The sequence below is a fragment of the Streptomyces inhibens genome (assembly GCF_022221585.1).
GTDB lineage: Bacteria > Actinomycetota > Actinomycetes > Streptomycetales > Streptomycetaceae > Streptomyces > Streptomyces inhibens.
The window spans coordinates 2,068,552-2,093,282 of record NZ_CP084681.1 but is presented as its reverse complement, the minus strand read 5'-3'; the positions used below and the strand labels follow the sequence as shown (position 1 = coordinate 2,093,282).

The following is a 24,731-nucleotide window of genomic DNA, read 5'->3' as shown; positions in this document are numbered from 1 at the left end:
GACTCAAGTCTCCGGGCCGTCGCAGTTGTTGGGTGTGCGCGCAGGTGCGGGGCGCACACTGGGATCATGCCCGACTGGTCACGCGGACTGCACCGCTACCGTTTCCGCAGCGTATGGCTGCTCAACGCCCCGCCGGCCGTCGTCTATGCCGTCCTCGAACGCGCCGAGACCTACCCCCGGTGGTGGCCGCAGGTCCGCGAGGTGGCCTTGCTCGACGCCACCAGCGGCACGGCCCGGTTCCGGTCGCTGTTGCCGTACGACCTGCGGGTGGTGGTGAGCGAACGGGTACGGGACCCGGGCGCGGGGGTGCTGGAGATGGAGATGCGCGGGGATCTGGCGGGCTGGGCGCGCTGGACGGTGGTGCCCGGCGCCGGCGGCACCCGGGCCGTCTTCGAGCAGGACGTCGAGGTCTGCAAACCGCTGCTGCGGCGGTTCGCGCTGCTGGGGCGGCCGCTGTTCCTGGCCAATCACGCGCTGATGATGCGGGCCGGACGGCGCGGTCTTGCCGCCTGGCTGGCCCGCGGATGAGGTGCGCCGGGCGGACGTGGGTGGTGGCGCGGGTCCGCCGCGGAACAGGAATTTGATGGAAGGCCCGGGCGCCCTGTATCGTTCAGGTCGTTCGCGAGGGAAACCTCGCCGACGCCCGGGCGATTAGCTCAGTGGGAGAGCGCTTCGTTCACACCGAAGAGGTCACTGGTTCGAACCCAGTATCGCCCACCGGGATCAAGGACCGGGCCGCCAAAAAGCGGCCCGGTCCTTTTCGTTGAGATGGATGCGCGTTGAGATGGATGCGCGTTGAGACCCATGCGCGTGAAGACGTATGCGCGGTGCGGTGTAGGCGCGTGGAGAAGTGTGCGCGTCGAGATGTGCCGCATGGTGAGTTCTGCCGTGTTGAGTTCTGCGACTGTGGAGATCTGTTGCGGGGAGAATTCCGACCGCTTCTTTGTCGGGCGGACCGGAATTCCTGATGCCGGATCAGGCCGCGGCGGGGAGTCCGGGGCGCAGCGGCCAATGCGGATCCACCGCCTCGGGCGTGCCGCTGCGGGCGAACCACGCCTGTAGGCCACGGGCCTGGGCCGCGTACCAGACCGCCTGGCGGGTGTGCAGCTCCGCCGGCTGCAGCCCCTCCAGTCGGTCGGCGAAGCGGACCCCCACGGCGCGCACGACGCGCAGTGCGGCGAGCGCATCGGCGGCCGCCTCATGGGCGTCGGTCAGCTCGACCTCGTAATGCGCACACAGGTCGGTGAGCGTACGGCGGCCCTTGCGATAGCGGTCCAGATGCTTGTCCAGCACCCGGGGATCCAGGACGCACAGCGGATGGGCGCCCAGGTAGGTGGCGAGCGAACTGGCGCGGTGCCGTTTCAACTCGCGTTCCAGAAGGGTCAGATCGAAGGGGGCGTTCATCACCACCAGCGGGCGGCCGGCCACCGACTGGGCCGCCAGGGCGCGTGCGATCTCCTCCAGCACCGGCGCCGGCCAGCGGCCGTGCAGTGCGAGATGGTCGGCCGTCAGCCCGTGCACCGCCGTGGCGGCCTCGGGGATGTCGACGCCCGGGTTGATCAGCCAGCGCGTGACACGGGGCGCCGAGCGCGGGGTCTCCTGGACCACCAGGGCCGCGGAGACGATGCGATCACGCTCGACGTCGATCCCCGTCGTCTCGGTGTCGAAGGCGGCAAGTGGACCGTCATACCAGCACGGCATCATCCCAACTCCTCGCGCTCGTACGGGGGGTGACATGCACATCACCCGAGCTGGTGATACCCGAGCCGCCCGGTGCTCGAACCGTCTTTGTTTGCGGACCACTTGACGCGGAGACAACCACAGGGACGGGCCGCGCGTTCCGCCGCCTCCCCGTCGTCCATACGCATCGATCGGCAACAGCCCGGAAGGCTCCCCGCGATGACGCTCGCGCAGCCCGAACCGGGCGGGCTGCTGCCCCAGCGGACCACACCGCAGCGCGGCGGACTCGCCACCACTGCCTGCATGGAGACCCTCCAGGTGGGCTATCTCCACGCGATCGCCGCCGCCTCCGGATGTTCGCTGGCGCAGCCCTTCCCGGACAACGGAATCGACTGGCACGTCAGCCATGGCGCGCCCGGCCACACCGTCGACGACGAGGTCACCATCAAGGTGCAGCTCAAATGCACCTACCAGACCGCCCCGCGCCCGCCGGGGCCGACCTTCGCGTTCACACTCGACAACGACCATCTGGTGAAGCTGGCCCGTACGCCCGTGTCGGTGCACAAGATCCTGGTCGTGATGCTGGTCCCCCGGACCCAGGAGGACTGGCTCTGGGCCTCCCATGACCGTCTCGAACTGCGGCACTGCTGCTACTGGATCAATCTGGCCGGCCATCCGGTGACCGGCCGGCGCAGGACCACTGTGCGGATCCCGACCACGCGGATCTTCGACGACCGAGCGCTCTGCGAGATCATGACGCGGGTCGGGGCGGGAGGGAGACCTTGATGTACCGGCCGACCGACGAATATGACGCGCGGCTCCTGGATCCCGCGCAGATCGAACCGGCGGTGCTCAGCGCGCTGCTGGCCCGGCACGGCTGGCGGCGCCGGGGCGGCGCCGCCGGTCATTACGCCCGGTGGACGCCGCCCGGCGGGATGGGCGCAACCAGCCTGCTGGTGCCGCACGACCGCCGCTTCCCCGACAGTGCGGAGCTGCTCACGGAGGCGCTGGCGGCGCTGGCGCAGAGCGCCGCGCCCTCCGCCCGCGAGGTGCTGGTGGGGCTGGCGGTGCCCAGCGACGAGGTGCGCTGGGAGCGCGAGATCCCCGACGGCGGCTCGGGGGCCGCGCACTGGGTGGCGCAGGAGCAGCTGCGCGGTGCGGCACGCTCGATGCTGGTCGCCGGCGCCCTGGGGACGTACGGCCGGGCCGGCTACTACGGAGCCCGGCACAAACGGCAGGCCGAGGGGTTCATGGGCGAGGTGCTGGTCGGACCGGCGGAGGCCGGCCGCCGGCTGACCGCGTTCGTACCGGTGCGCGGCGGGCGCGGGGCGGTCGCCGGGCTCCAGCGGGCGCTGCACGCGGCCCGTGACGCCACCGACTACCAGCGGGCCACCGGCGGTATGGAGGCCTTCGACGCGGCCGTCGAGCTGGGGGTCTGCCATGAGCTGGCGCAGGCGCTGATCGCGCTGGTGCGGGACGCGGAGGGGGTGCGGATCGTGGTCGAGTGGTCACCGGCGGCCGGCGCCCCGGCCGGCTGCCCGGCCCGCCCCGAACCGGTGGAGTTCTCGCCCGGCGATCTGCCCGCGCTGCAACAGGCCGCCCGGCGCTATGTACGCGATGAGCCGTCGCTGCCGGTCCGGGTGACCGGCGCGGTGGTACGGCTGCGCAGGGAGCGGCCGGGCGGTCCCGGCACGGTGCGGCTGCGAGTGATCACCGGCGCCGATGTGGTGCAGGTGCGGGTCGCGCTGGGGGAGGAGGACTACCGGATCGCCGGGCACGCCCACCTGGTGGGACTGCCGATCCGGGTCAGCGGGCGGCTGGAGAGCCGGGGCGGGTTCCGCCGGATCACCGGCGGCCGCGATGTCACCCCCGTACAGGTCGACGAGGCGGAGCGGGACCGTCTGCTGAAGTCTCTCCAGGAGAATCTCGACTTCTTCGAGGAGGCGTGCGGCGCGGAGGAATGAGGGCTTCCGGGCCGGGGGTGGTGAAACCGTTTCGCGGTCGGGTCCGGTGGCTCGGTACGATTCGGCTGCGCAGCAATCGCTGACGTGAAAGAGACATGAGTCAGGAGAGACCGGTGTCAGACGTCCGTGTGACCGTCCAACGCGATTCCGAGCGGGAAGAACGCGTGGTGACCACGGGCACTACGGCCGCCGACCTCTTCCAGGGCGAGCGCAGCGTCGTCGCCGCGCGGGTGGCCGGGGAGCTCAAGGACCTGGCGTACGAGCTCGCCGACGGCGATGCGGTCGAGCCCGTCGAGATCACTTCCGAGGACGGCCTGAACATCCTGCGGCACTCCACCGCGCATGTGATGGCACAGGCCGTGCAGGAGCTGTTCCCGGAGGCGAAGCTCGGCATCGGCCCGCCCATCAAGGACGGCTTCTACTACGACTTCGACGTCGAGACCCCCTTCCACCCGGACGATCTCAAGCGCATCGAGAAGAAGATGCAGGAGATCCAGAAGCGCGGGCAGAAGTTCGCGCGCCGTGCGATCAGCGATGACGCGGCGCGCGAGGAGCTGGCGGACGAGCCGTACAAGCTGGAGCTGATCGGGCTCAAGGGCTCCGCCGCGGACGCCGCCGAGGGCGCCTCCGCCGAGGTCGGCGCCGGCCAGCTGAGCATCTACGACAACCTGGACGCCAAGACCGGCGAGCTGTGCTGGAAGGACCTCTGCCGCGGTCCGCACCTGCCCAGCACCCGCGCCATCCCGGCGTTCAAGCTGATGCGCTCGGCCGCCGCGTACTGGCGCGGCAGCGAGAAGAACCCGCAGCTCCAGCGGATCTACGGCACCGCCTGGCCGACCAAGGACGAGCTCAAGGCGTACCTGGACTTCCTGGCCGAGGCGGAGAAGCGCGACCACCGCAAGCTGGGCGCCGAGCTCGACCTGTTCTCCATCCCGGAGGAGCTGGGCTCGGGTCTCGCGGTCTTCCACCCCAAGGGCGGCATCGTCCGCCGGGTGATGGAGGACTACTCCCGTAAGCGGCACGAGGAGTCGGACTACGAGTTCGTCAACACCCCGCACATCTCGAAGGAGAAGCTCTTCGAGACCTCGGGGCATCTGCCGAACTACGCCGAAGCGATGTTCCCGCCCCTGGAGTTCGACGGGCAGAGCTACCGCCTCAAGGCCATGAACTGCCCCATGCACAACCTGATCTTCAAGGCGCGCGGCCGGTCGTACCGCGAACTGCCGCTGCGGCTGTTCGAGTTCGGCACGGTCTACCGCTTCGAGAAGTCCGGTGTGGTGCACGGTCTGACCCGGGCCCGCGGCTTCACCCAGGACGACTCGCACATCTACTGCACCAAGGAGCAGATGGCGGACGAGCTGGACTCGCTCCTCACCTTCGTCCTCGACCTGCTGCGCGACTACGGCCTGCACGACTTCGAGCTGGAGCTGTCCACCCGCGACGACTCCGACAAGTTCATCGGCGAGGACGCGGAGTGGGAGGAGGCCACCGAGGCGCTGCGCCAGGCGGCCGAGAAGCAGGGCCTGCCGCTGGTCCCGGACCCGGGCGGCGCCGCGTACTACGGGCCGAAGATCTCCGTGCAGGCGAAGGACGCCATCGGCAGGTCCTGGCAGATGTCGACCGTCCAGGTCGACTTCCAGCAGCCCAAGCGGTTCGGTCTCGAGTACACCGCCGCGGACGGCACGAAGCAGCAGCCGGTCATGATCCACCGCGCGCTGTTCGGTTCGATCGAGCGGTTCTTCGCGGTGCTGCTGGAGCACTACGCGGGGGCCTTCCCGGCGTGGCTGGCGCCGGTGCAGGCGACCGGTATCCCGATCGGTGACGCGCACGTCCCGTATCTGGAGGAGTTCGCCGCCGAGGCCCGTAAGAAGGGTCTGCGTATCGAGGTCGACTCCTCCGCGGACCGGATGCAGAAGAAGATCCGCAACGCTCAGAAGTCCAAGGTCCCGTACATGATCATCGCCGGTGACGAGGATGTCGCCCACGGTGCGGTGTCCTTCCGCTACCGCGACGGGTCGCAGAAGAACGGCATCCCGCGCGACGAGGCGATCGCCGAGATCCTGGACGTCGTCGAGCGTCGCGTCCAGGCCTGACGCCCGGAGCGTGACCGCAGGGCCCCGGAGAGCGATCGGCTCCCCGGGGCCCTGTCATGTCTCGCCCTCCTGCCGGAAGCGCCGCATCAGCCAGGAGGAGAAGGAGCCCACCACCGCTCCGACCAGGGCGACCCCGAGGAACATCAGGCCCACACCGGTCACCCGGCCGCGTCCGGTGACCGGTGTGGCGTCGCCGTATCCGGTCGTCGTCAGGGTCGAGGCGGCCCACCACACCGCGTCGCCGAAGGTGCGGATGTTGGCGTGCGGGGCGTCGCGCTCGTCGTGGTAGACGGCCAGGCTGGCGGCGAAGCCCAGCAGCAGCGAGGTCAGTCCGGCGTACGCCATCACGCGTGCCTCCAGGGCGAGCCGCGGATGATCTCTGCGCCGCTGCATCCGCTCGTGCAGATCGACGATCCGCAGCGGTCGCAGCAGGGGCAGCACGGTCACGATCAGGTCCAGCCAGCGGGTGCGTACGAAGTGCCGCCGGTCGTCGCTGAGCAGCAGCCGGGCCAGATATTCGACGATGAAGGCACCCCAGGTCACGACGGTGACGATCTCCCAGAAGGTGCTCCAGCCGGGGGAGAGGCCGGTGACGAGGACCCGGACCGTGTAGGAGGTCAGGAAGAGCAGCGAGGCGGCGAAGAGGTAGGGCTCGGCAGTTTGCTCCCACGTCCGCAGCCGCTGTTGCCTGTCCACCGGCCCAGCATCGCGGAGCGGCCCGGGGGAGGCGCCCCAGCGACACGCTGTCAATGGACGAAGCCATATGCTGGCCCGTATGACAAGCGAGCCGGAGCAGCAGATCGGAGTCGGGACGCAGGACGCCTTCCAGCGCCTGTGGACGCCCCACCGGATGGCCTACATCCAGGGGGAGAACAAGCCGACCGGCCCGGGGGCCGACGACGGCTGTCCGTTCTGCACGATCCCCGCGAAGTCGGACGAGGACGGCCTCGTGATCGCGCGCGGTGAGAAGGTCTACGCGGTGCTGAACCTGTACCCGTACAACGGCGGCCATCTCATGATCGTCCCGTTCCGGCATGTCGCCGACTACACCGAGCTGGACGGTCCGGAGACCACGGAGCTGGCCGAATTCACCAAGCGGGCGATGACCGCGCTGCGCACCGCGTCCGGGGCGCACGGCTTCAACATCGGGATGAACCAGGGGACCGTCGCCGGCGCCGGGATCGCGGCCCATCTCCACCAGCATGTCGTCCCGCGCTGGGGCGGCGACACCAACTTCATGCCGGTGGTCGGGCACACCAAGGTGCTGCCCCAACTCCTCGCCGACACACGGAAGATGCTGGCAGCGGCCTGGCCTGCGTAGGAGCTGCCGGCCGTCGTCCGGGGCGCTGCCCGAGGCGACACGCACTCGTGCGAATCGGATAGATCGCCCTAATCCGGATTAGTTGCCTCTCTAATGGGGTGGTGACTTCACTGGATCGTCGTTCCGTGCTGCGCGCGGCCGCCTCGGCCGCGGCCGCCGGAGCGCTCGTGGCGGGCTGCGACCCTCACCGGGACGAGGGCTCCGGCACCGTAGGAGCCGCACCGAGTCCTTCCGGGGCGGGCCGGGCCTCGCCCGCCCCGGCGCACGCCGCCCGGCCGCCCACCCGGGCTCCCGGCCTGCCGGTTCAGATCGAACACGGGCCGAGGGGAGGCCACGCGGTCGCACTGACCTTCCACGGCAGCGGCGACCCCAAGCTGGCGACCGCCCTGCTGGGCGAGGCCGAGCGGGCGGGCGCCAAGGTCACCGTCCTCGCCGTCGGCGACTGGCTCGACGAGCAGCCCGCGATGGCCCGCCGGATCCTCGACGGCGGCCATGAGCTGGGCAATCACACCATGCACCACCGCAATATCTGCGCTCTGCCGGCCTCCGAGGCATACGCCGAGATCAGCCGGTGCGCCGACCGGCTGCGCACCCTCACCGGCAGCATCGGCAGCTGGTTCCGCCCCTCGCAGACCCGGCGGGCCACGGATCTGGTGACCGGGCTGGCCCGTCGGGCCGGCTATCCGCATGTCCTGTCCTACGACGTGGACTCCCTCGACGCGAACGACCCCGGTGCCCCGGCCGTCCAGCGCACGGTCCTGGACTCGGCCCGGCCGGGCTCGGTCGTGAGCCTCCATCTCGGGCACGCCGGCACGGTGGCCGCGCTGCCCCCGATCCTCGACGGCCTCCGCCGGCGCGGTCTGCGCGCGGTGACGACAACGGAGCTAGTGACCTGATGGCTGACCGGAACCGGAACCGTACCGACGACCGTAAGAGCCCGCACACCCGCCACCGGGCCACGCTGCTCGCCGTGGCCTGCGTGCTGGTGGCGGCGGGCTGCGGTGGCGGTGACGAGACCAAGCCCGCCGCGCAGAGCCCGCAGCCGGTCGAACGCGCGCCGGTCAAGGGTGCCAAGCAGGGCCTGCCCGGGATGCCGCCGCTGATCGACGAGCACGACCTCTACGCGGCGGACCGGCCGGGCAGGCTTGTGCCGCAGGTCAAGGGCTTCCCCTCGCGGATCTATGTCCCCAACACCGGTTCCGACACGGTCAGCGTCATCGACCCGAAGACATACAAGGTCATCGAGACCATCCCGGTGGGCGTACAGCCGCAGCATGTCGTGCCGTCCTGGGACCTCAAGACGCTCTGGGTCAACAACAACCGGGGCCATGACCTCACCCCGATCGACCCCGCCACCGGGAAGGCCGGCAAGCCGGTCAAGGTCCACGACCCGTACAACCTCTACTTCACGCCCAACGGGAAGTACGCGGTCGTGATGGCCTCGATGGACCGGCAACTGGTCTTCCGTGACCCGCACACCATGGAGATCCGCAAGACCCTCCCGGTCGGCTGCGCGGGCGTCAACCACGCCGACTTCTCGCCGGACGGAAGGTACTTCATCGTCTCCTGCGAGTTCTCGGGCGAGCTGCTGAAGGTCGACACCGAGAAAATGAAGGTCATCGGCCAGGAGAAGCTGCCGTTCGACGGGGCGATGCCGCAGGACGTGAAGATCTCCCCGGACGGCAGGACCTGGTACATCGCCGACATGATGGCCGACGGCATCTGGGTCCTCAACGGCGACACGTTCGACCAGCCGAAGCTCATGGCGACCGGCAAGGGCGCCCACGGCCTCTACGTCAGCCGCGACTCGAAGTACATGTACATCTCCAACCGCGGCGAGGGCTCCATCTCCCTGCTCGACTTCAGGACCGGCGAACTCGTCGACAAATGGCATATCCGCGGCGGCGGCAGCCCCGACATGGGCGGTCTGTCCACCGACGGCAAGGTCCTGTGGCTGTCGGGGCGTTACAACTCCGAGGTCTATGCGCTGGACACCCGTACCGGCAAGACCCTCGCCAAGATCCCGGTCGGCCAGGGCCCGCACGGTCTGGCGGTCTACCCGCAGCCGGGGCGGTACTCCCTGGGGCACACCGGCATCTTCCGGTAGCCCCGTCGCACCGTACGGACCCGCCGCCCCTTACGCGTTGTACTCGTCCGCCTTCTGTGGCTCCACGCCCTGGATCATGCCGCTGAGCATCAGGGAGCGGTTGGTGAAGCGCTCGGTGTCCACGCCGTTCTCCCTGAGGACGTTCATCGCGGCGGCGTGGACCGTGCGCAGCACCGGGGTCGCGGCGCGCAGTGCGTCATCGGCCATGAAGCGGTGGCGCCAGGGCTTGTCGGCCCAGACGTGCCGCAGACCGAACGGCTCGGGGAGGGTCAGCTTGCCGCCGAGGAAATCCAGGACCGGCGGGAACCAGGTCAGCGGCGCGCGGGCGGCGAGCCGGACCACCTCATTCGCCTCGATCAGCGGCAGATGCTGGGTCTTGGTCTCCCAGAACTTGATGACCTTGGCGACATCCTTGGTCTTCGGCTCCGGCTTGGTCGTGAAGAGGCCGTTGACCGGACCGAGGGCGTGACCGGTCACCTCGATGCGCAGCGTCTCGTGCAGCACGGTGACGGTGATCATCAGGGTGATCACGAGCTGGCCGTCCCACAGCACGAACTGGACGCCGAGGTAGTGGCGGTTTCCGCTGCCGAACTGCTGGTCGTTGCAGATCCGCTCTATCTCGTGACCACGGATCTGGTAGGCCTCCACATGGGTGCCCTCGGGGCGGCTCACGGCGGCGGCCTTCTCGCCGACCGGCGAGACGATCCAGTGGCGGACCGAGGGCGTGGGGAATCCGCCGGTGTGCAGTGGGCCGCGCTCCAGCAGTCGCAGTTTGTCGTGGATCGCGCGGATGACGTCCCAGCTGCGGAACGGGTTGATCTCCGTGCCCTCGTCCGCCGGCTTGAGTTCCTCGGCGAGCTGCCAGCTGCCCCAGCGGGTGCCCATGCCGAGTATGCCCTTGGGACCGGCGTAGAAGACGACATTGCTGTGCTGTTCGGCGGAGACTTTGGCGAGATTCTGCCGGAGGGTCTCGGCGGCGATCTCGTTCGGATCCTGCGGTACCGCCTCGGGGATCTTGGCGGCCACGCCGCCGCCCTCCAGCAACCCCTTCCAGGACTCCCGCATGGCCACCGCGGTCTTCTCGCAGATCTGCTTGGCCAGCCACCAGCCGACCATCGGGGCGATGATCATGGCGCGTGCGTACATCGGCCAGAAGCCGCTCAGCGGCAGCTTGATCATGAAGAACAGGGCGACGCCGCCGAGCACGGTCAGCAGCACCCCGCCGAGCAGCGAGAGGCTCTTGCCGTCGTCCTTGGAGAGCATCTTGCGCAGCTGGAAGACGCCCAGCCACAGCAGCACACCGGGCAGGAACAGCAGCCCGAACAGCACCATCAGCAGCGTCAGTTTGATGTCCCGCTGTTTACGGACGCGGGTGGCCGACAGACAGTGCTCGACGATGGTCTGCGGCTCGGTCCCGAAGGACTGGATGAGCGGCTTGCGGCCGCCGCCCAGCATCCGCACCTGCACCGCGCGCGAGAACGCCTCGCCGAGGTTGGGCGCGAACAGCGACAGCTTCGGCTTCTTGATCTCGGACTTGCCGGAATCGGAGTCGGCCTTGGAGATATCGGCGAGCGGGCTGTCCCGGTAGGCGGCCGAGGCCAGCGCCTGGGTCGCCGCCGTCTGCCCGGCGCTTCCCGAGAGCGGCACCTGCGCCCCAGGACTGAAGTCAAAGCCGTCTGCCACTACCGCCCCCACACCGCACGCATCCGATGATGCGGCTCTTCCCGACTTCTGCCGACGGCACACCTGCTGAGAGCCAGTCTTCTGAGCCTGTGACCTCGCATCCTGCCGTCGAACCGCGGCGGCGCCGTACCGGCTCAACGGCAGGATCTCAGCGTACAGCCGCCGTCCACCCCAAGGGAGTTGAGTCGGACAGCGGCTGACCGGCCGTTAACTATCCGCCGTTCTCGGCCTGTTCCCGCAGTTTTCCGGCGAGCTGCGGCGGCATCGGCTCATGCCGGAGGTAGACGCGGGAGAAGCGACCGGTGCCGTGGGAGAGGGAGCGCAGATCGACGGCGTAGCGTCCGATCTCGATCTCGGGGACCTCGGCGCGCACCACGGTGCGGCCGGCTCCCGACTGCTCGGTGCCCACCACCCTGCCGCGGCGCCCCGACAGATCGCTCATCACCGGTCCGACGAAGTCGTCCGGAACCAGCACACTCACCTCGGACACCGGTTCGAGCAGATCGATCCGCACGTCGGTGGCGGCCTCCCGCAGCGCCAGTGCGCCCGCCGTCTGGAACGCGGCGTCCGACGAGTCGACCGAGTGCGCCTTGCCGTCGAGCAGCGTGACGCGGATGTCGACCAGCGGATGCCCGGCGGCGACCCCGCGCGCGGCCTGGGCGCGTACGCCCTTCTCGACGGACGGGATGAACTGCCGGGGCACCGCGCCGCCCACGACCTTGTCCACGAACTCGATGCCGGAGCCGCCCGGCAGCGGTTCGACCTCGATCTCGCAGATCGCGAACTGGCCGTGCCCACCGGACTGCTTCACATGGCGCCCACGGCCCGCGGAGGCGGCGCCGAAGGTCTCCCGGAGCGCCACCTTGTGCGCGACCGTGTCCACCTGGACGCCGTAGCGGTTGCGCAGCCGCTCCAGCGCCACATCGACATGCGCCTCGCCCAGGCACCACAGGACCACCTGGTGGGTGTCCTGATTCTGTTCGAGCCGCATCGTCGGGTCCTCCGCCACCAGCCGGGACAGGCCCTGTGAGAGCTTGTCCTCGTCGGGCTTGCTGTGCGCCTGGATGGCGACCGGCAGCAGCGGGTCCGGCATCGTCCAGGGCTCCATCAGCAGTGGGCTGTCCTTGTCGGACAGGGTGTCGCCGGTCTCGGCGCGCGACAGCTTCGCCACACACGCCAGATCGCCGGCGATCGCCTTGGGCAGCGGCCGCTGCTGCTTGCCGAACGGGGCGGACAGCGCGCCCACCCGCTCGTCGACGTCATGGTCCTCATGGCCCCGGTCCTCCAGGCCGTGGCCCGAGACATGCACCGTCTCGTCCGGGCGCAGGGTGCCGGAGAAGAGCCGTACCAGCGAGATCCGGCCGACGTACGGGTCGGAGGAGGTCTTGACCACCTCCGCCACGAGCGGGCCGTCGGGGTCGCAGCGCAGCGACTCCCGGGGGGCGCCGTCCAGGCTGGTCACGGCGGGTGCCTCGCGCTCCGCCGGGGTCGGGAAGCCGCCGGTGATCAGCTCCAGCAGCTCTACGGTACCCAGCCCCTGTTTGGAGCCGTCGGCGGCCGGCGCCGCGGCCAGTACGGGGTGGAAGGTGCCGCGCGCGACCGCCGTCTCCAGATCCCCGATGAGGGTCTTGACGTCGATCTCCTCGCCGCCGAGGTAGCGGTCCATCAAGGACTCGTCCTCGCTCTCGGCGATGATGCCCTCGATGAGGCGGTTGCGGGCCGCCTCGATCTGTGGCAGCTCCTCCGCCGTCGGGGCACGTTCGGTGCGCTCGCCGGAGGAGTAGTCGAAGACCCGCTGCGAGAGCAGGCCGATCAGGCCGTGCACGGGGGAGTGGCCGTCGGCGCCCGGTGTCCCGTACAGCGGGAGGTAGAGCGGCAGCACGGCGTCCGGGTCCTCGCCGCCGAAGGTGGCCTGACAGTGCTTGGTCATCTCGCCGAAGTCGGCGCGGGACGCCTCCAGGTGCGTGACCACCAGGGCGCGCGGCATGCCGACGGCAGCGCATTCGTCCCAGACCATACGGGTCGCGCCGGCCACGCCGTCGGCCGCCGAGACAACGAACAGGGCCGCGTCCGCTGCGCGCAGACCGGCCCTGAGTTCCCCGACGAAATCGGCGTATCCGGGGGTGTCCAAGATATTGATCTTGATTCCGCCCCAGTCGACGGGGACCAGGGAGAGCTGTACGGAACGTTGCTGGCGGTGCTCGATCTCGTCGTAGTCGGACAGACAGCCGCCGTCCTCGACCCGGCCCGCCCGGTTGACCGCGCCGGATGCCAGCGCGAGGGCCTCGACAAGGGTGGTCTTTCCGGATCCGGAGTGGCCGACCAGCACCACGTTCCGCAGGGCCGTGGGCTGGTCGGCCGTTGATGCCCTGCCGGCGGCTCCTGGGTGTGTACTCGACTTCTCGCTCATGTGTCTCGCCTCCAGGTCGACACTTTGCGGTGATTCGAGCTTTCCACCGAGGCCATGATGCGTCCATACATGGCACAAGGACCCGGTGCTCCCAAGGGGTCTGCGGCACCGCTTCCCGGGGCCCGCCGGCGCACCCGGCGGCGCGCGGTGGCGGCCCCGAGCCGTGGGATGCGCCCTGCGCCGCGATGCGTTCGTGGTGGCCCGTAGCCTCCTGGCTACGATGGGCCAGCCGGTGGCCCCTTGACCGCGCGGCCCATATCGACCCTTCGGGAAGGCCATGCTGAACAAGTACGCGCGTGCTTTCTTCACGCGTGTTCTCACGCCGTTCGCCGCCCTGCTCATCCGTATCGGCGTCAGCCCGGACGCGGTCACCCTTGTCGGCACCGGAGGCGTGGTGGCCGGCGCCCTGATCTTCTACCCGCAGGGCGAGTTCTTCTGGGGCACGGTCGTCATCACCCTGTTCGTCTTCTCCGACCTGGTCGACGGCAACATGGCGCGGCAGTTGGGCCGCTCGAGCCGCTGGGGGGCCTTTCTCGACTCCACGCTCGACCGGGTCGCGGATTCGGCGATCTTCGGCGGGCTCGCCCTCTGGTACGCCGGGCGCGGCGACAGCCTGATGCTCTGCGCGATGGCGATCTTCTGCCTCGCCAGCGGCCAGGTCGTCTCGTACACCAAGGCGCGGGGTGAGGCCATCGGGCTGCCGGTGGACGTCAACGGGCTGGTGGAGCGCGCCGAGCGGCTGGTCATCACGCTGGTGGCCTGCGGCCTGTCGGGTCTGCACGCCTTCGGGGTGCCCGGCGTCGAGGTCCTGCTGCCGATCGCTCTGTGGATCGTCGGCGTCGGCAGTGCCGTCACGCTCGGCCAGCGTGTGGTCACGGTACGCCGCGAGTCGGCCGAGGCCGACGCCATCGCACAAGGGGGAAACAGCGCATGAGCAGTCCACGCAGGACCGGCCGGCCGAGGATCGACACCGACAAGCTCACCGACGCGCTCTACGGCCTGGGCTGGAGCACCGTCAAGAAGCTGCCCGAAGGGGTCGCCGTACGGCTCGGCCGGAAGATCGCCGACACGGTGTGGAAGCGCCGTGGCAAGGGCATCCTCCGCCTGGAGGCGAACCTCGCCCGGGTGGTCCCGGACGCCTCTCCGCAGCGTCTGGCCGAGCTCTCCCGGGCCGGGATGCGCTCGTACATGCGCTACTGGATGGAGTCCTTCCGCCTGCCGGCCTGGAGCAAGGCACGGATAAGGACCGGTTTCGCGCCCGAGGACGTGCACCACCTGGTCGACGGACTCAAGAGCGACCGTGGCGTCATCCTCGCCCTGCCCCACATGGGCAACTACGACCTCGCGGGCGTCTGGGTCACCACCAAGCTCGGTGTCCCCTTCACCACCGTCGCCGAGCGCCTCAAGCCCGAAACCCTCTACGACCGCTTCGTCGCCTACCGCGAGGGCCTGGGCATGGAGGTGCTGCCGCACACCGGCGGCGCCGCCTTCGGCACGCTCGCCCGGCGGCTGCGGGACGGCGGCCTGGTCTGTCTGGTCGCCGACCGTGATCTGTCCAGCTCCGGCATGGAGGTCAAGTTCTTCGGCGAGGCCACGAAGATGCCGGTCGGCCCCGCGATGCTCGCCGTCCAGACCGGCGCGATGCTGCTGCCCGTCACCCTCTGGTACGACGACACCCCCGTCATGCGCGGCCGGGTCCACCCGGAGATCGAGGTCCCGGAGACCGGTACCCGCGTCGAGAAGGCCGCCCAGATGACCCAGGCGCTCGCCGACGCCTTCGCCTCCGGCATCGCCGACCACCCCGAGGACTGGCACATGCTGCAGCGCCTGTGGCTCGCCGACCTGGAGCCGCGTAAGGAGCCCCGAGCGGGCGACGCCGGGGCCTCCGGATCGGAGTCGGCGTGAAGATCGGTATCGTCTGCCCGTACGCCTGGGACGTCCCCGGCGGCGTGCAGTTCCACATCCGCGACCTGGCCGACCATCTCATCCGGCTCGGCCACGAGGTCTCCGTGCTCGCCCCGGCGGACGACGAGACCCCGCTGCCGCCCTATGTCGTCTCGGCCGGCCGTGCCGTGCCGGTGCCCTACAACGGCTCGGTCGCCCGGCTCAACTTCGGCTTCCTGTCCGCGGCCCGGGTGCGCCGCTGGCTGCAGAACGGCGCCTTCGACGTCATCCACATCCATGAGCCGGCCTCGCCCTCGCTGGGGCTGCTCTCCTGCTGGGCCGCTCAGGGCCCGATCGTGGCGACCTTCCACACGTCCAACCCGCGCTCGCGGGCGATGATCGCCGCGTATCCGATCCTGCAGCCCGCGCTGGAGAAGATCAGCGCGCGCATCGCGGTCAGCGAGTACGCCCGCCGCACCCTCGTCGAACACCTCGGCGGTGACGCGGTGGTCATCCCCAACGGCGTGGACGTCGACTTCTTCGCCCGGGCCGAGCCCAAGGCCGAGTGGCAGGGCAGGACGATCGGCTTCATCGGCCGGATCGACGAGCCGCGCAAGGGCCTGCCGGTCCTGATGAAGGCGCTGCCCGCGATCCTCGCCGAGGTGCCGGACGCCCGGTTGCTGGTGGCCGGCCGCGGTGACGAGGAGGAGGCCGTCGCGGCGCTGCCCGCCGAGATGCGCTCCCGGGTCGAATTCCTCGGCATGGTCAGCGACGAGGACAAGGCCCGGCTGCTGCGCAGCGTCGATGTCTATGTCGCGCCCAACACGGGCGGCGAGTCCTTCGGCATCATCCTCGTGGAGGCCATGTCGGCCGGCGCCCCCGTACTGGCCAGCGACCTCGACGCCTTCGCCCAGGTCCTGGACCAGGGCGAGGCCGGCGAACTGTTCACCAACGAGGACGCGGACGCCCTCGCCGCCGCCGCGGTACGCCTCCTTGGCGACCCCGCCCGCCTGGCCGAACTGCGCGAACGCGGCAGCAAGCACGTACGCCGCTTCGACTGGTCCACGGTCGGCGCCGACATCCTCGCCGTGTACGAGACCGTCACCGCCGGCGCCGCCTCGGTGGCCACCGACGAACGGGTGGGCCTCCGGGCCCGCCGCTGGCTCGCCAAGGACTGACCTCGGCCGCCCACCGCCCTGCCCGCAGCCGGCCCGGGCCGGGCGCAGCGGTAACGTGACCCGCCGTGACCACGTTCATCTGGATCGCCGCGGCGATCGTCCTCATCGGCATCTACCTGAGCTGGACGGCCGGCCGCCTCGACCGCCTGCACGCGCGGATCGACGCGGCCAGGGCGGCTCTCGACGCCCAGCTGCTCCGGCGCGCGTCCGTCGCGCAGGAGGTGGGCACCTCCGGTGTCCTCGATCCCGCCGCCTCGATCGTTCTCTACCAGGCCGCGCACGAGGCCCGGCAGGCCGAGGAGGACCACCGTGAGGTCGCGGAGAGTGAGCTGAGCCAGGCTCTGCGGGCCATTTTCGCCGAGGAAGGACAGCTGGAGGCCGTACGGGAGGCGCCCGGCGGCGAGCGCACGGTCACCGAACTCACCGCCGCGGTCCGTCGCGTCCCGATGGCCCGCCGCTTCCACAACGACGCCGTACGGGCCGCGCGCGCCGTCCGCCGGCACCGGGTGGTGCGCTATCTACGGCTCGCCGGCCACGCCCCCTTCCCGCTGGCCTTCGAAATGGACGACGAGCCTCCGGCCGTCCTGGATGACCGCTCGGCCGGAAACTGAGCGCCGAAGCGGGGGAGACGAAGCGGGGAGACGAAACCGCGGGGCGAAACCGGGAAGCCGGAACGGGGCGCCGGAACCACGGCGGCAGGTCCTCGGAGTCGCGACCCGAGCGACGGAATCGAAAAGCCGGAATCCCGGCGCCGGAATCTGCGACTCCGCACCCTCACGATCCACTGACCTCTAATTGGCCCTTTTCCCGGCCCGCTCACAAAGGGTTGTGTGGGCGCAGGAGTACAGCCACCCGCACTGAGTGAGGTCAAACCGTGTCCAGCACGCCCACCACGCCCCAGAACCCCGAGACCGGAACCGCGCGCGTCAAGCGCGGAATGGCCGAGCAGCTCAAGGGCGGCGTGATCATGGACGTCGTCACGCCGGAAGAGGCGAAGATCGCCGAGGACGCGGGCGCCGTCGCCGTCATGGCCCTGGAGCGGGTCCCCGCCGACATCCGCAAGGACGGCGGCGTGGCCCGCATGTCGGACCCCGACATGATCGACGGCATCATCAACGCCGTCTCCATCCCGGTCATGGCCAAGTCCCGTATCGGTCACTTCGTCGAGGCCCAGGTCCTCCAGTCGCTCGGTGTCGACTACATCGACGAGTCCGAGGTCCTCACCCCGGCCGACGAGGTCAATCACTCCGACAAGTGGGCCTTCACCACCCCCTTCGTGTGTGGTGCCACCAACCTGGGCGAGGCGCTGCGCCGCATAGCCGAGGGTGCCGCCATGATCCGCTCCAAGGGCGAGGCCGGCACCGGCAACGTCGTCGAGGCGGTCCGTCACCTGCGCCAGATCAAGGCCGAGATCGCCAAGCTGCGCGGCTGCGACAACAACGAGCTGTTCGCCGCCGCCAAGGAGCTGCGCGCCCCGTACGAGCTGGTCAAGGAGGTCGCCGAGCTCGGCAAGCTGCCGGTCGTGCTGTTCTCCGCCGGTGGTGTGGCCACCCCGGCCGACGCCGCCCTGATGCGCCAGCTCGGCGCCGAGGGCGTGTTCGTCGGCTCCGGCATCTTCAAGTCCGGTGACCCCGCCAAGCGCGCCGCCGCGATCGTGAAGGCCACCACCTTCTACGACGACCCGAAGGTCATCGCGGATGTCTCCCGCAACCTGGGCGAGGCCATGGTCGGCATCAACTGCGACACCCTCCCCGAGGCCGAGCGCTACGCCAACCGCGGCTGGTAGGACCATAGATGAGCACCCCCACCATTGGTGTGCTGGCCCTCCAGGGCGACGTCCGCGAGCACCTCACCGCGCTCGCGGAGTCGGACGCCCTGGCCCGGCCGGTGCGCCGCCCCGAGGAGCTGGACGAGGTCGACGGCCTGGTCATCCCGGGCGGCGAGTCCACCACGATGTCCAAGCTGGCGGTCGCGTTCGGCATGCTGGAGCCGCTGCGTGCGTTCGTGCGCGCGGGCAAGCCGGTCTACGGCACCTGCGCCGGCATGATCATGGTCGCGGACAAGCTGCTGGACGCCCGTGAGGACCAGGAGACGCTCGGCGGCATCGACATGATCGTGCGCCGTAACGCGTTCGGGCGGCAGAACGAGTCCTTCGAGGCCGCCATCGACGTCACCGGCATCCCCGGCGGACCGGTCGAGGGCGTCTTCATCCGGGCGCCGTGGGTCGAGTCGGTCGGCGGAGCGGTCGAGGTCCTGGCGACGTACAACGGGCACACCGTGGCCGTCCGGCAGGGTAACGTCCTCGCCACGTCCTTCCACCCGGAGCTCACCGGTGACCACCGGGTCCACCACTTGTTCGTGGACATGGTGCGTAACACCCTGTGACGCAGCCCCGGTAGGATCTAAGGCGTTCGTTTCGGAAATTGGTTACGCGAAGGAGACAGGCGGATGTCCGGCCACTCTAAATGGGCTACGACGAAGCACAAGAAGGCCGTGATCGATGCCAAGCGCGGCAAGCTCTTCGCGAAGCTGATCAAGAACATCGAGGTCGCGGCCCGCACGGGCGGCGCCGACCCGGACGGCAATCCGACTCTCTTCGACGCCATCCAGAAGGCCAAGAAGAGCTCGGTACCCAACAAGAACATCGACTCCGCGGTCAAGCGCGGTGCCGGCCTTGAGGCCGGTGGCGCCGACTACGAGACGATCATGTACGAGGGTTACGGCCCCAACGGTGTCGCGGTGCTCATCGAGTGCCTCACCGACAACCGCAACCGTGCCGCCTCGGACGTCCGCGTCGCCATGACCCGCAACGGCGGTTCGATGGCCGACCCGGGCTCGGTGTCCTACCTGTTCAACCGCAAGGGCGTGGTGATCGTCCCCAAGGGTGAGCTGAACGAGGACGACGTTCTCGGTGCGGTCCTGGACGCGGGCGCCGAGGAGGTCAACGACCTCGGTGAGTCCTTCGAGGTGCTCAGCGAGGCCACCGACCTGGTCGCGGTCCGCACCGCCCTCCAGGAGGCCGGCATCGACTACGACTCGGCCGACGCCAACTTCGTCCCGACCATGCAGGTCGAGCTGGAGGAAGAGGGCGCGCGCAAGATCTTCAAGCTGATCGACGCGCTGGAGGACAGCGACGACGTGCAGAACGTCTTCGCCAACTTCGACGTCTCGGACGATGTGATGGCCAAGGTCGACGCCTGACGGGCACCGCCCAGACCACGACAACGGCCCGCCGGAGAGATCCGGCGGGCCGTTGCGTCTGCTGTGGGCAAGGCCGTTGAGCGGTCCGCGCGTGTCGGACCCGGCCCGGACGGCGGCCACACCGCCCGGCCCCCGACGCATTGTCAGTGGCAGCCGATAACCTGCACGAACAGTCTGTCGGTTGGCCGAGGAAGGGGGGCATCGTGCGCGTACTGGGCGTGGACCCGGGGCTGACCCGATGCGGGGTCGGCGTGGTGGAGGGCGTCGCCGGCCGTCCGCTGAAGATGGCCGGCGTCGGCGTCGTCCGCACCCCGGCGGACGCGGACATCGCCCACCGCCTGGTCCTCATCGAGCGCGGGATAGAGGAGTGGCTGGACACCCACCGCCCCGAATTCGTCGCCGTGGAGCGGGTGTTCAGCCAGCACAACGTCCGTACGGTCATGGGCACCGCCCAGGCCAGCGCGGTCGCCATGCTGTGCGCGGCCCGCCGTGGACTGCCGGTCGCGCTGCACACCCCCAGCGAGGTCAAGGCCGCCGTCACGGGATCAGGGCGGGCCGACAAGGCCCAGGTCGGTGCGATGGTCACCCGCCTGTTGCGGCTCGACGCACCACCGAAACCGGCCGACGCCGCCGATGCCCTCGCCCTTGCCATCTGCCACATCTGGCGCGCGCCCGCGGTCAACCGCCTCCAGCAGGCGCAGGCCGCGGCCCGCCGCGCCGCCCCCGTTCCCGCCCCCGGCATCCGCCGGGCACCCCAGAAGGGCACCCGATGATCGCCTTCGTCTCCGGCCCGGTCGCGGCCCTCGCACCGGACGCCGCCGTCGTCGAGGTCGGCGGGATCGGCATGGCCGTCCAGTGCACGCCGAACACCCTCTCCGCGCTGCGCCTCGGACAACAGGCCAAGCTCGCCACCTCCCTCGTCGTCCGCGAGGACTCGCTCACGCTGTACGGCTTCGCCGACGACGACGAACGGCAGACCTTCGAGCTGCTGCAGACCGCCAGCGGCGTCGGCCCCCGGCTCGCCCAGGCCATGCTCGCGGTGCACTCCCCGGACGCGCTGCGCCTCGCCGTCTCCACCGGAGACGAGAAGGCCCTCACCGCCGTGCCCGGCATCGGCAAGAAGGGCGCGCAAAAGCTGCTCCTGGAACTCAAGGACCGGCTCGGCGAGCCGATCGGCACCGGCCGCGCCGGCATCGGCAGCGCCGTGACGCCCGGCTGGCGCGACCAGCTGCACGCCGCGCTGATCGGGCTCGGCTATGCCACCCGCGAGGCCGACGAAGCGGTCACCGCGGTCGCCCCGCAGGCCGAGGCGGCGGTCGCCGCCGGCGGAGCACCCCAGGTGCCGCAGCTGCTCAAGGCCGCCCTGCAGACCCTGAACCGGACGCGATGACCACCGCCACCCGGGCCCCGCGCCCCCGCCCGAACGACCCCGCAGGCGGCCCGGCCGCCCCGACCCCGCGAGGCAATCCGCAGTGAACTGGGACGACACCGCACCACCCATCGCCGAGGACGCCGCCATGGGCGCGCCCGACCGGCTGGTCGGGGCCGACGCGGACGGCGAGGACACCGCGGTCGAGGCCGCGCTGCGGCCCAAGGACCTCGAAGAGTTCGTGGGCCAGGAGCGGGTGCGCGAACAGCTCGACCTGGTGCTGCGCGCGGCCCGCGCCCGTGGCGCCACCGCCGACCATGTCCTGCTGTCCGGGGCGCCGGGCCTCGGCAAGACGACCCTCTCGATGATCATCGCCGCCGAGATGGGCGCCCCGATCCGTATCACCTCCGGCCCCGCCATCCAGCACGCCGGTGATCTTGCCGCGATCCTCTCCTCCCTCCAGGAGGGCGAGGTCCTCTTCCTCGACGAGATCCACCGGATGTCCCGGCCCGCCGAGGAGATGCTCTACATGGCGATGGAGGACTTCCGGGTCGACGTGATCGTCGGCAAGGGCCCGGGAGCCACCGCCATCCCCCTTGAGCTCCCGCCGTTCACCCTGGTCGGCGCCACGACCAGGGCCGGTCTGCTGCCGCCCCCGCTGCGCGACCGCTTCGGCTTCACCGGTCATATGGAGTTCTACGCCCCCGCCGAGCTGCAGCGGGTCATCCACCGCTCGGCCGGACTGCTGGACGTCGAAATAGAGGCAGAGGGCGCGGCCGAGATCGCCGGCCGCTCCCGCGGCACCCCCCGTATCGCCAACCGCCTGCTGCGTCGCGTCCGCGACTACGCCCAGGTCAAGGCCGACGGCGTGATCACCCGCGAGATCGCCTCGCAGGCCCTCGATGTCTACGAGGTCGACGGCCGCGGCCTGGACCGCCTCGACCGCGGTGTGCTCACGGCCCTGCTCAAGCTCTTCGGTGGCGGCCCGGTGGGTCTGTCCACCCTCGCGGTCGCGGTGGGGGAGGAGCGCGAGACGGTCGAGGAGGTCGCCGAGCCGTTCCTCGTACGGGAGGGGCTGCTGGCCCGGACCCCCAGGGGCCGGATCGCGACCCCGGCCGCCTGGGCCCATCTCGGGATGGTCCCGCCGCAGCAAGCGGGCGGAAGCGGACAGCAGGGCCTGTTCGGGGCGTGACGGCGCGGAGACTCGCCCGGTCAGGAACTGCGGTGCGATGCTGGGCGTTGTTCCACTGGTGGGGACTCGCTTAGACTCCGCCGATGCCGTCCGTATGGACCGGCATACCCACCCCCGTATATGAGACCGCGAAGCCGCGGTCGTGCGAAGGATTTCCGTCCCGTGAGTATCGTGACTCTCCTCCCCTTCATCGTCCTCATCGGGGCCATGTTCCTGATGACGCGGTCTGCCAAGAAGAAGCAGCAGGCAGCCCAGCAGATGCGCAATGAAATGCAGGCCGGCACCGGCGTCCGCACGATCGGTGGCATGTACGCGACCGTCAAGGAAATCCACGAGGACACCGTCCTTCTGGAGGTCGCCCCCGGCGTGCACGCCATCTACGCCAAGAACGCCATCGGCGCGGTGCTCGCGGACGAGGAGTACAACCGCATTCTGGACGGTGCCGACCCGATCCACGGTGACGAGCCGATCGTCCCGGACGACGCCTCCTCGCTGACCGGCGACACCGCCGGCGACGCCACCGAAACGGGTGACAAGGCCGACAAGATCGACCTGGGCAAGGCCGAGACCCCGGCCGACGCCGAGCCCGCCGCCGAGGCCGAGGCCGCAACCGAAGCCAAGGACGCCAAGGACGCCAAGGACACCGTCAAGGCCGACGCGGACGCCGCCAAGGACGAGAAGAAGTCCGGCGACGACGCGAAGTAGTCCGCTCTCCACGGAACCGCGGAGCACGCGATGTGACGTGCACCGCGGTTCCGGAACGGTCTAGGCTCCGGCGGGGGGCACGTCCCCACAAGACTTCGTGGCTCTTCGGCCGACATCCCAGGCCGAGGGGTTGGACAGGGAGATACGAGAAGGTGGCAGCACCGAAGAAGGGCCGCAGGGCGCCCGCGAGCCAGGGGCATCCGGGCCGCACCCTGATCCTGGTCCTCCTCGCGATGGCGGGGCTGATCGGAGGCATGTTCTACTCCGGCACGCTGGCGCCCCGACTGGGCATCGACCTGGCCGGCGGCACCAGCTTCACGCTCCAGGCGGAGAACCAGCCGGGCAAGCCCAACGCGATCAACGAGACCAACATGAAGACCGCCGCGGGAATCATGGACCGGCGGGTCAACGGTCTGGGTGTGTCCGAGACCGAGGTGCAGACCCAGGGCGAGAACCACATCATCGTGAACATCCCCAAGGGGACGAACGCGAAGCAGGCTCGCCAGCAGGTCGGCACCACCGCTCAGCTCGGCTTCCGGCCGGTGCTGACCACCACCGCGGGCACCAAGACTCCCGAGCCCACGCCCAGCCCCTCCAAGGGCGGCAAGAACGACAAGGGCAAGGGCGACAAGGCCACCGGTGAGAAGGCCACGGGCAGCCAGGACAGCGGCAAGCAGAACGCCTCGTCCTCGCCGACGCCCAGCGCGAGCGCCACGACCCAGGGCCGCGCCGTCACGGACTCCCTGAAGAAGGCGCCGTCCGCCCCGCCCACCGCCTCCGGGTCCTCCAAGCCCGCCACCCCGCCGACGCCGCCGGCCGGTGGTGCCTCCGACGTCCCCGCGTCGCTGCAGAAGCAGTTCGCCGCGCTGGACTGCTCCACCAAGGCCTCGCGCGCCGCGGCCGGTGAGAGGGCCGCCGCCTCCAAGCCCAGCGACCCGGTGGTCGCGTGCAAGGACGACGGTACGCAGAAGTACGTGCTCGGCCCGGTCGCCGTCGAGGGCACCGACGTCAAGGACGCCAAGGCCGTCTTCGACAGCCAGCAGGGCCAGGGCTGGATCGTCCAGATGGACTTCACCTCCGACGGTGGCAAGAAGTTCGCGGACATCACCGGCAAGCTCGCCACCAAGGTGCCGCCGCAGAACCAGTTCGCGATCGTCCTGGACGGCGCGGTGGTCTCCGACCCGCGCGTCAGGGAGCGGCTCAACGGCGGCAACGCCACCATCTCCGGCGGCTTCACCCAGCAGTCCGCCGAGGACCTGAGCAACATGCTGTCCTACGGCGCCCTGCCGCTCTCCTTCAAGATCGTCGACGAGACCACGGTCACCGCGGCGCTCGGCGGTGAGCAGCTCCAGGCTGGCCTCGTCGCGGGCGCCATCGGCCTCGCGCTGGTCGTCATCTACCTCGTCGCCTACTACCGGGGTCTGGCCCTGGTGGCGCTGGCGAGCCTCGGGGTCTCCGCGATCCTGACGTACACGATCATGACGCTGCTGGGCCCGGCCATCCAGTTCGCGCTCAACCTGCCGGCCGTCTGTGGCGCCATCGTCGCCATCGGCATCACGGCCGACTCGTTCATCGTCTACTTCGAGCGCATCCGGGACGAGATCCGCGAGGGCCGCACCCTGCGCCCGGCCGTCGAGCGTGGCTGGCCGCGCGCCCGCCGTACGATCCTGGTCTCCGACTTCGTGTCGTTCCTGGCCGCCGCGGTGCTGTTCATCGTGACCGTCGGCAAGGTGCAGGGCTTCGCGTTCACGCTCGGCCTGACCACCGTCCTCGACGTCGTCGTGGTCTTCTTCTTCACCAAGCCCCTGATGACGCTGCTGGCCCGGCGGAAGTTCTTCTACGAAGGCCACTCCTGGTCCGGCCTCGATCCCCAGCGTCTGGGCGCCAAGCCGCCGCTGCGCCGTAGCCGTAGCACCGCCTTTACGCACACGAAGGAGGCGTGAG

General features: G+C 70.2%; 23 protein-coding genes and 1 tRNA gene. 20 read left to right on the top strand and 4 right to left on the bottom strand.

The genetic code is table 11. From position 1 onward, the window contains the following. Nucleotides 1-66 precede the first annotated feature (66 nt). Nucleotides 67-528 (top strand): SRPBCC family protein, encoded by a 462-nt coding sequence (locus KI385_RS09710; RefSeq protein ID WP_238571795.1) that lies wholly within the window; start codon nucleotides 67-69, stop codon nucleotides 526-528. Between the two features lie 117 nt (nucleotides 529-645). Next, nucleotides 646-717, top strand: a tRNA-Val gene (locus KI385_RS09705). A 258-nt stretch (nucleotides 718-975) separates the two neighbouring features. On the opposite strand, the gene KI385_RS09700 is transcribed toward KI385_RS09705, so the two are convergent. Further along, nucleotides 976-1,701, bottom strand: coding sequence for an exonuclease domain-containing protein (locus KI385_RS09700; RefSeq protein ID WP_238571794.1), 726 nt, complete (start codon nucleotides 1,699-1,701; stop codon nucleotides 976-978). Nucleotides 1,702-1,899: 198 nt separating this feature from the next. Between KI385_RS09700 and KI385_RS09695 the strand changes: the two genes are divergently transcribed. From KI385_RS09695 to thrS, 3 genes are all read left to right on the top strand, one after another. Further along, nucleotides 1,900-2,466, top strand: a complete 567-nt coding sequence (locus KI385_RS09695) for a DUF4365 domain-containing protein (protein ID WP_238571793.1) — start codon at nucleotides 1,900-1,902, stop codon at nucleotides 2,464-2,466. Further along, a complete protein-coding gene (locus KI385_RS09690; protein WP_238571792.1) occupies nucleotides 2,466-3,644 on the top strand; it encodes a hypothetical protein in 1,179 nt (392 codons plus the stop codon). The genes KI385_RS09695 and KI385_RS09690 overlap by 1 nt, the downstream gene beginning before the upstream one ends. 113 nt (nucleotides 3,645-3,757) lie before the next feature. Continuing rightward, nucleotides 3,758-5,737, top strand: coding sequence for a threonine--tRNA ligase (gene thrS / locus KI385_RS09685; protein WP_238571791.1), 1,980 nt, complete (start codon nucleotides 3,758-3,760; stop codon nucleotides 5,735-5,737). A gap of 54 nt (nucleotides 5,738-5,791) precedes the next feature. On the opposite strand, the gene KI385_RS09680 is transcribed toward thrS, so the two are convergent. Continuing rightward, the gene (locus tag KI385_RS09680) at nucleotides 5,792-6,433 is read right to left on the bottom strand and encodes a potassium channel family protein (protein WP_238571790.1); all 642 of its coding nucleotides are present in this window, start codon (nucleotides 6,431-6,433) and stop codon (nucleotides 5,792-5,794) included. Nucleotides 6,434-6,500: 67 nt separating this feature from the next. Between KI385_RS09680 and KI385_RS09675 the strand changes: the two genes are divergently transcribed. The 3 genes from KI385_RS09675 to KI385_RS09665 all read left to right on the top strand — a co-directional run bounded on the left by KI385_RS09675 (nucleotide 6,501) and on the right by KI385_RS09665 (nucleotide 9,165). Further along, nucleotides 6,501-7,058, top strand: coding sequence for an HIT family protein (locus tag KI385_RS09675; RefSeq protein ID WP_238571789.1), 558 nt, complete (start codon nucleotides 6,501-6,503; stop codon nucleotides 7,056-7,058). 125 nt (nucleotides 7,059-7,183) lie between these two features. Continuing rightward, entirely contained in the window at nucleotides 7,184-7,954 is a 771-nt protein-coding gene (locus KI385_RS09670) for a polysaccharide deacetylase family protein (RefSeq protein WP_425357067.1), read from the top strand. After that, nucleotides 7,954-9,165 (top strand): YncE family protein, encoded by a 1,212-nt coding sequence (locus KI385_RS09665; RefSeq protein WP_238571787.1) that lies wholly within the window; start codon nucleotides 7,954-7,956, stop codon nucleotides 9,163-9,165. Before KI385_RS09670 ends, KI385_RS09665 begins: the two co-directional genes overlap by 1 nt. 30 nt (nucleotides 9,166-9,195) lie before the next feature. Here the strand turns inward: KI385_RS09665 and KI385_RS09660 are convergent, their stop codons facing one another. Both KI385_RS09660 and KI385_RS09655 read right to left on the bottom strand, forming a co-directional pair. Next, nucleotides 9,196-10,848, bottom strand: a complete 1,653-nt coding sequence (locus KI385_RS09660; RefSeq protein WP_238571786.1) for a hypothetical protein — start codon at nucleotides 10,846-10,848, stop codon at nucleotides 9,196-9,198. A gap of 211 nt (nucleotides 10,849-11,059) precedes the next feature. After that, a complete protein-coding gene (locus tag KI385_RS09655) occupies nucleotides 11,060-13,258 on the bottom strand; it encodes an elongation factor G-like protein EF-G2 (protein ID WP_238571785.1) in 2,199 nt (732 codons plus the stop codon). A 277-nt stretch (nucleotides 13,259-13,535) separates the two neighbouring features. On the opposite strand from KI385_RS09655, the gene pgsA reads away from it, so the two are divergent. The 12 genes from pgsA (at nucleotide 13,536) to secD (ending at nucleotide 24,730) form a co-directional block, all read left to right on the top strand. Beyond that, nucleotides 13,536-14,192, top strand: a complete 657-nt coding sequence (pgsA, locus tag KI385_RS09650) for a phosphatidylinositol phosphate synthase (protein ID WP_238571784.1) — start codon at nucleotides 13,536-13,538, stop codon at nucleotides 14,190-14,192. After that, nucleotides 14,189-15,163 carry a phosphatidylinositol mannoside acyltransferase gene (locus tag KI385_RS09645; protein ID WP_238571783.1) on the top strand — a complete coding sequence of 325 codons (975 nt, stop codon included), beginning with the start codon at nucleotides 14,189-14,191 and terminating at the stop codon, nucleotides 15,161-15,163. Before pgsA ends, KI385_RS09645 begins: the two co-directional genes overlap by 4 nt. Further along, on the top strand, nucleotides 15,160-16,320 hold the full coding sequence (locus KI385_RS09640; protein WP_238571782.1) for a glycosyltransferase family 4 protein: 1,161 nt from the start codon (nucleotides 15,160-15,162) through the stop codon (nucleotides 16,318-16,320). The genes KI385_RS09645 and KI385_RS09640 overlap by 4 nt, the downstream gene beginning before the upstream one ends. A gap of 65 nt (nucleotides 16,321-16,385) precedes the next feature. After that, the gene (locus KI385_RS09635; RefSeq protein ID WP_238571781.1) at nucleotides 16,386-16,931 is read left to right on the top strand and encodes a LemA family protein; all 546 of its coding nucleotides are present in this window, start codon (nucleotides 16,386-16,388) and stop codon (nucleotides 16,929-16,931) included. A 263-nt stretch (nucleotides 16,932-17,194) separates the two neighbouring features. Further along, a complete protein-coding gene (gene pdxS, locus KI385_RS09630) occupies nucleotides 17,195-18,106 on the top strand; it encodes a pyridoxal 5'-phosphate synthase lyase subunit PdxS (RefSeq protein WP_238571780.1) in 912 nt (303 codons plus the stop codon). Nucleotides 18,107-18,114: 8 nt separating this feature from the next. Further along, on the top strand, nucleotides 18,115-18,705 hold the full coding sequence (gene pdxT, locus KI385_RS09625; RefSeq protein WP_238571779.1) for a pyridoxal 5'-phosphate synthase glutaminase subunit PdxT: 591 nt from the start codon (nucleotides 18,115-18,117) through the stop codon (nucleotides 18,703-18,705). 63 nt (nucleotides 18,706-18,768) lie between these two features. After that, on the top strand, nucleotides 18,769-19,521 hold the full coding sequence (locus KI385_RS09620) for a YebC/PmpR family DNA-binding transcriptional regulator (protein ID WP_238571778.1): 753 nt from the start codon (nucleotides 18,769-18,771) through the stop codon (nucleotides 19,519-19,521). 203 nt (nucleotides 19,522-19,724) lie between these two features. Beyond that, nucleotides 19,725-20,294: a crossover junction endodeoxyribonuclease RuvC gene (gene ruvC, locus KI385_RS09615; RefSeq protein WP_238571777.1), complete on the top strand. Its 570-nt coding sequence runs from the start codon at nucleotides 19,725-19,727 to the stop codon at nucleotides 20,292-20,294. Continuing rightward, nucleotides 20,291-20,911, top strand: coding sequence for a Holliday junction branch migration protein RuvA (gene ruvA, locus KI385_RS09610; protein ID WP_238571776.1), 621 nt, complete (start codon nucleotides 20,291-20,293; stop codon nucleotides 20,909-20,911). Before ruvC ends, ruvA begins: the two co-directional genes overlap by 4 nt. An 82-nt stretch (nucleotides 20,912-20,993) precedes the next feature. After that, nucleotides 20,994-22,082 (top strand): Holliday junction branch migration DNA helicase RuvB, encoded by a 1,089-nt coding sequence (ruvB, locus tag KI385_RS09605; protein ID WP_425356896.1) that lies wholly within the window; start codon nucleotides 20,994-20,996, stop codon nucleotides 22,080-22,082. A gap of 162 nt (nucleotides 22,083-22,244) precedes the next feature. Beyond that, on the top strand, nucleotides 22,245-22,787 hold the full coding sequence (yajC, locus tag KI385_RS09600; protein ID WP_238571775.1) for a preprotein translocase subunit YajC: 543 nt from the start codon (nucleotides 22,245-22,247) through the stop codon (nucleotides 22,785-22,787). Nucleotides 22,788-22,939: 152 nt separating this feature from the next. Next, nucleotides 22,940-24,730 carry a protein translocase subunit SecD gene (gene secD, locus KI385_RS09595; protein WP_238571774.1) on the top strand — a complete coding sequence of 597 codons (1,791 nt, stop codon included), beginning with the start codon at nucleotides 22,940-22,942 and terminating at the stop codon, nucleotides 24,728-24,730. Nucleotide 24,731 lies beyond the last annotated feature (1 nt).